This window comes from Sphaerisporangium sp. NPDC051017, from assembly GCF_040683095.1.
Classification (GTDB): Bacteria; Actinomycetota; Actinomycetes; order Streptosporangiales; family Streptosporangiaceae; genus Sphaerisporangium.
This window is the reverse complement of sequence record NZ_JBFBCI010000164.1, coordinates 1-1,147: the sequence shown is the minus strand read 5'-3', so window position 1 is coordinate 1,147 and position 1,147 is coordinate 1. Positions and strand designations below refer to the sequence as shown.

The 1,147-nt window shown below is 59.6% G+C and carries 1 protein-coding gene; it reads right to left on the bottom strand.

Annotated elements, in window-relative coordinates; all coding sequences use genetic code 11:
* Nucleotides 1-38: 38 nt before the first annotated feature.
* On the bottom strand, nt 39-1,067 hold the full coding sequence (locus tag AB0M95_RS41050) for an IS630 family transposase (RefSeq protein ID WP_363777230.1): 1,029 nt from the start codon (nt 1,065-1,067) through the stop codon (nt 39-41).
* Nucleotides 1,068-1,147 lie beyond the last annotated feature (80 nt).

Here is a 1,147-nt window from a genome sequence, read left to right as displayed (position 1 = left end):
TACTAACCAGAAACTAAGTTACTGGACTGTAGGTATGCTTAAGTGGTGATGTAGAGGAGATCGCGGTCCCGGAAGAACGCCTGCACCAACTCGGGGGTCTGTTGAAGCCGGGCTACCGCCTTCTCGATACCGTCCTGCAACTCTCGGACGGACCGAACGATCGTCCGGCCGACGCGGTCATTCTTTATGTTCTTCCACACCCACTCATCGGGATTGAGTTCGGGTGAGTACGGTGGCAGAAAGAACAACCGCAGCCGACCTTTCGTCGACTTGACGAATGCCTTCGTCTCCGCAGACCGGTGAGCGGAGTGTCCGTCGACGATCAGGAAGATCTTCCCGGGTATGTCGTGCATGAGCTTCTTGAGGTAGTCGATGAAGGCCGCTGAGTTGAGGTTGCCTTCCACGAAGGAGAAGTGCAGCTTCCCCTGGGTGTTCACCGTGGAAATCATGTTGACCGACACTCGTTTGCCGGTTCCCCGGACTATGGGAGTTTCCCCGACCGGAGCCCAAGTGGTGCCCGAATGATGGTCGGTCCGTATGCCGGCCTCGTCGGCGAAGTAGATGCTCGCGCCCTGGCTGATGGCCTGAGCCCGGATCTTGGGGTACTCGACTTCTTTCCAGTGTGTGACGCGATCGGGGCTTTGCTCATAGGCGCGGACCAAGGGCCGCTGAGGAGAAAGGCCAAGCCGGGCCAGGAGCTTGCCGACCCACTGCAAGGTGAACTGAACACCGAACTTCCGCCTGATCAGCTCGGCGACCATCTCGCGAGTCCACAAGCCGAACTCAAACTGCAGCTGCCGCGGATCCCGGCCGATGATCCAGCTGCGGAGCTGAGCCATCTGCTGCTCGGTCAGCGCTGGTTCGCGGCCGGGTGGCATCTTGACCGCAAGCGCTGCCGGTCCGGATTCATTACGCAGCTTGACCCAGCCGAATATGGTCGAGCGTCCGACACCGAAGACGGCCGCGGCCTGATCGACGGCCATGCCTTTGTCGATCGCGCTCAGCACAAGCGTCCGGGTGTCTTCAAGCGAGCGACGCGGGGTTCGCCTCTTAGGTTCTGCGGTCACGCTGAGTACTGTTTCAGCCGCTCTCCGGCGTTGCCCGGTGAATGCCTAAAACAGTCCAGTAGTTTAATTTCCCCTTAGTA